At 68.3% G+C, this 4,525-nt stretch carries 4 protein-coding genes; all 4 read right to left on the reverse strand.

What is annotated here, in order from left to right:
* Positions 1-114: 114 nt before the first annotated feature.
* Positions 115-2,310 (reverse strand): FUSC family protein, encoded by a 2,196-nt coding sequence (locus tag J7024_RS36355; protein WP_234746000.1) that lies wholly within the window; start codon positions 2,308-2,310, stop codon positions 115-117.
* A 174-nt stretch (positions 2,311-2,484) separates the two neighbouring features.
* Positions 2,485-3,438, reverse strand: coding sequence for a LysR family transcriptional regulator (locus J7024_RS36360; protein ID WP_124830878.1), 954 nt, complete (start codon positions 3,436-3,438; stop codon positions 2,485-2,487).
* Positions 3,439-3,786: 348 nt separating this feature from the next.
* Positions 3,787-3,966 (reverse strand): hypothetical protein, encoded by a 180-nt coding sequence (locus J7024_RS36365; protein ID WP_124830861.1) that lies wholly within the window; start codon positions 3,964-3,966, stop codon positions 3,787-3,789.
* Between the two features lie 54 nt (positions 3,967-4,020).
* Entirely contained in the window at positions 4,021-4,407 is a 387-nt protein-coding gene (locus tag J7024_RS36370; protein WP_124830860.1) for a DoxX family protein, read from the reverse strand.
* Positions 4,408-4,525 lie beyond the last annotated feature (118 nt).

A 4,525-nucleotide genomic window follows, 5' to 3' on the forward strand; every position in this document is an offset into this window, starting at 1 on the left:
CGCGGCGCGATGCCGCCGGTTTGTGCGCACGCGCCGAGCCATAGCACGGCGAGCGCCGCGATGCCGCGCGCGGCGCGGGGATGAAGCGAGCCTGCCGCGGCGCGGCGCTTGGGATTACGCGCGGGCATCATTGGGCGCAATGGATGGCGTGGACGAAGCCGGCCCGCGTTGCAGCGGGACGAGGTTGCATTGCAGCGATACGAGAATGAAACGGACGCATTCGGTGAGGCGCTGCGCCACATCGGAAGCAAGCGGCGATGCGGCGGTGAGCGCGTCGCGGGCCGCGCGTTCGGCATCGTGCAGCGCGGCAGGCGACGGCGAGTCGAACAGGCGCGAGACCGACGCACACAGCGCGCGTTCGTGCGTGCGCCACGTGCTGTCTGGCAGTTCGGCGGCGCCGGCCGTGCGAAGGTCGACGATGTTGCGGCCGATCTCGAGCGACGCGAAACTCCACGCGAACAACGCCTGCCGACCGAGGTGGCCGGTCGCCGGGCGGGCGGCGATCTGCAGCATGAAGTCGCGCATGCCGGCGTCGAAGCGCGGCATCAGGCCGTCGAGCTCGCCGAAACACGCATCGACCGACACGAGGCGCCGCAGCGCGTCGAGATAGCGGCCCGTTGCCCAGTTGCCCGCATATGGCGCGACGACCGAAAAGGCGAGCGACGCAGTCGCGATGCCGAGAATCGACGAGAAGCCGGCATCGAGCGTCGCGGCGGGGGCGTAGACACCGGGATTGGTGATGTTGGTCAGGAAGCAGAAGTAGATGTTGAAGCCGAGACCGAATGCGGCCGTCTTCGGAAACGAATTCAGGTACGAGCCAACCGCGACGAATAGCGCGAACGCGGCGGCTAGCGGCGCGAAACCGTCCATGTCCGGCAACAGCAGGAAATTGAACGCGATGCTCGCGAGCCACGCGACCGTGCAGCCGAGCGCGACCTGGCGCGTCGCCGCGGCCGGCGCCGGCATGATCGAGTAGAGCGCGCTGGCGATCGTTGCGGATACCACGGCACCGGCCGCGCCGGTCCAGCCCGATGCGATCCAGAACAGCGACACCGCCGACACCGCGACGATCGCACGCAGCCCTGCGGCGGCTGACACCATGCGGTTCGCGGAGGTGGCGATTCGCACGGGCGTCCGGGTTCGCTCCGTGTCGGCCGAGGCCGGAGCCGCGACCGAAGCCGGCTGCCGCCGGATCGCGACGAAGTCCGCGAGGTAAGCGCGCAAGCTGTCGAGCGCCTGACGAAGCAGCGACAGGCCGGTGAGCGCCTCGCGCGCGTTGCGCGCATCAGGAGCAGGTGCCGGCGCGCGGCTGTCAGGCAGCCGGGCGAAGGCCTGATCGAGCGCGTCGACGAGTTGTTCGACGGCCCGCAGATCGAACGCGCGTGCGGGATCGTCCGGCGGCAGCACCCGCGCGACGTCGTCGCATGCGGCCGACAGCACGCCGGCGGCATGGCGATCGTCGCCGTGCTGGATGCGTACGCGATACTGATGCAGCGCATGAAAGCGCGCGCCGGCATCGAGTAACTGTCCGGCCATGCGCGTCATGATGCCGTTGCGTGCGCGCAGGTCGGGATCCTCGAATACCGCCGCGCTGCGCAGATTCTCGAGTTGCGCACGCGCGGCGAGGAGCCGCAGGTAGCGGCGGCTCTGTTCGTCGGTCGGCAGGTTCTGTGTGAGCGCGGCACGCACGAAGCCGATGAAGTCCGCATAGTGGTCTTCGCCGGTCTTCATCAGCATCGCGCGGACGTGGCGCGGCAGGATCAGCGCGCTGACGACGCCGGCCGACAGGATGCCGATCGATACTTCGCCGAGTCCGGTGACGACGTTGGCGATGATGTCGTAAGGCCGGTCGATCGACGGGATTGCGGCGATGCAGGTCGCGTAGCCTGCGAGCACGAAGCCGTACGACTGATAGTTCCGGAAGTACGCGGCGCCCCATGTGCAGCAGCCGATCCACAGCACGAGCGCGCCGAGGAACAGCACGCGCTCCTGCGGGAATGCGCCGATCACCACGATCGCGGCGAGGTTGCCGACCAGCATGCCGACGCCGCGGTAGAAACCGCGCGCCATCACCATCCCGCTGTGCTGATGCATCATCAGGATCACGACGGTCACCATCGCGGTGCGCGGCGCCGTCAGTTCCAGCCGCATCGATACGCCCATCGCGAGCACGACGGCGACGACTGTCTTCGCGACATGGATCAGACGTGCGCCGTCGGTGCGCCCGTATTCGCGGCTCATGTCGAGCAGCGTGTACGCGAGCTGCGCCGCACGGAACGGCTTCGTTAGCGTGGGTTTGGTCGGTGGCATGGCGTGGCGGGCGGACGGATCCGGCAGGACGGGTTCGACGGGATGGCGCGCGATGCGCACGGCGGCGCCGCGCCGCGGGCCGGTCGCCGTCGGAAGACGGTACGAAAGTCGCGTCCGGAACGGTAGTCGGCGCACGGGAAACACGCGGTTCCGACGATGGAAACGTGCATCGCGTCAGGCCGAATCCGCGGCCAGCGTGTCGGCATGCAGCGCGGTGTCCGGGCGGGCCGGCCACGGCGGATCGAGCAGCGCGATGCGCACGTGCTCGATGAACAGTTTCAGCTTGTTGCTCGCATACGGATTGCGCGGATAGACCGCATAGATCACCTCGTCCTGCGGCGGGTCGTCGGCGAGCACGCGTACCAGCCGTCCGTCGCGCAGGTCTTCGTCGACGATGTAGCGCGGCAGCATCGCGATGCCGATGCCTTGCGCGGCGGCATCGCGCAGCGTATCGCCGTTGTTCGACAGGAACACGCTGCCCGGGTTGATCGTGCGCGGCTTGCCGAACCCGCCCGGCGTGGCGAACGTCCAGGTGGCCGACGGCGCCGTGTGGCTGTAGTTCACGCACCGGTGCGCGAGCAGCGCGTCGATCGACGCCGGTTCGCCGTGCGCCGCGAGATAGCCTGGACTGCAGACGACCACGCGTTCGCACGCGGCGACGCGGCGCGCGATGAGCGTGCTGTCGGGCAGCCGTGCGGAGCGCAGCGCGACGTCGAAGCGCTCGACTTCGAGGTTCACTGTGCGATCGTCAGTCTCGAGCGTGACGCGCAACTGCGGATGCGCGGCGGCGAACTTGGCGATCGCCGGCCCGAGCCAGCGGCGCGTGAGGCTCACCGGCGACGTGATGCGCAGTTCGCCGCACAGCCCGTGCGAGCGTTCGGCGATTTCCTCGGCGACGTCGACGAGCCGGCGCATCGATTCCGACGCGGCGCGATAGAAGGTCAAGCCGGCTTCGGTCGGCGTCACGTTGCGCGTGGAGCGCATCAGCAACTGGACGCCGAGCGTGCGCTCGAGGTCGCTGATGCGTTTGCTGACGACGGATTTCGACAGGCCGAGCCGGCGCGCGGATTCGGTGATGCTTTGCCGCTCGACGGCGAAGAGGAAGGCCTGGATATCGTCTATGTTCAGGGATTTCATGATGCAGTCCGAATGTCGTCGGGCGTGAGTCGGGCGCGGCCGCGCGCGGTGCGTCCGGGCTGCCGGCGGCGATCGACGGAAAAGGCCGCGGTCCCCGTCGTCCCGGTGCGTGCGAATCGTGCGACTAAAGCGCGGCGTACGGCGGCAGCGGCCGCAACACGATCGGGCGGTTCGGGAGCGGGGTGGTTCACGCGGGCCTGATGCCGTGGGAAGTCGGGATGGCTTCAAGCGTAGTGGAAGGTGTCACGTGTCGATAGACGGGCCGGATTGTCCTCAGTGTTCCGTGCGTGGAACGATCGATGTACGCCGCCGTGGCGGCGGTGCGCTGGCCGGCGCGCGTCAGGCGATCTGCGTGAGGCGATAGGCGTCGGCCTTCTCGACGGCGTTCCAGTCACGGAACCGGAACGCGATGCCGGGCTCTTGCCGGGACGGCGCGACGAGCTCCGCGAGCCGGGTCCGCAGGCGCGCCTCGTGGCTGGCCTTCGCGGACAGCACGGCGACGGTGTGCGGTCTCGTCATCTTCGTTTTCCTCGATTTCGTGCGCGGACAGGGCTGCGATGGGGACGCATCGGTTCACGCATGCGCGGCCAGGCGTCCGGGGCCGGCGGCGATCAGGATCATGAAACCGCCGATGATGCTGATGTGTTCGAGAAAGCCGGTCAGCATCAGCGTGCGCTGGTTGCCTTGCTGGTTCCAGAAGTCGTAGAACACCACCGCGGTCGCGAGCGTGAAGACCGCGAGCAGCAGCGACGCGAGGGTCGTCTGGAAGCCGACCATGATCGCGACGCCGCAGGCGAGCTGGACGATGATCGTGCTCGCGAGCGCGACACGTGGCAGCGGCAGGTTCTTCGCACGGACCTCGTCGAGCCCGTGCTGGAAGAACAGGAATTTGTTGATTCCGCTCAGCACAAACATCAGTGCGATGAAGAAGCGGCCTGCGAACAGCAGATAGTCGTCCATGACGCGTTCGTATTCGGTATCGGTCGGAGGAAAGGCGTCGACGCAACGTGGCGTCATGGCCGCACCCGCGCCGGAACGGACGGATGCAGCCTCGGCAGGCAACGGCATCCGCCGTCGC

Origin of the sequence: Burkholderia sp. WTPI3 (genome assembly GCF_021483755.1) — a bacterium.
In the GTDB taxonomy this organism is placed as follows: Bacteria; Pseudomonadota; Gammaproteobacteria; order Burkholderiales; family Burkholderiaceae; genus Burkholderia.

What these genes read in the sequence shown, in the direction of transcription:
- J7024_RS36355 (WP_234746000.1), bottom strand. Translation starts at nt 2,310, where the DNA reads ATGCCACCGACCAAACCCACGCTAACGAAGCCGTTCCGTGCGGCGCAG.
- J7024_RS36365 (WP_124830861.1), bottom strand. Translation starts at nt 3,966, where the DNA reads ATGACGAGACCGCACACCGTCGCCGTGCTGTCCGCGAAGGCCAGCCAC.
- J7024_RS36370 (WP_124830860.1), bottom strand. Translation starts at nt 4,407, where the DNA reads ATGGACGACTATCTGCTGTTCGCAGGCCGCTTCTTCATCGCACTGATG.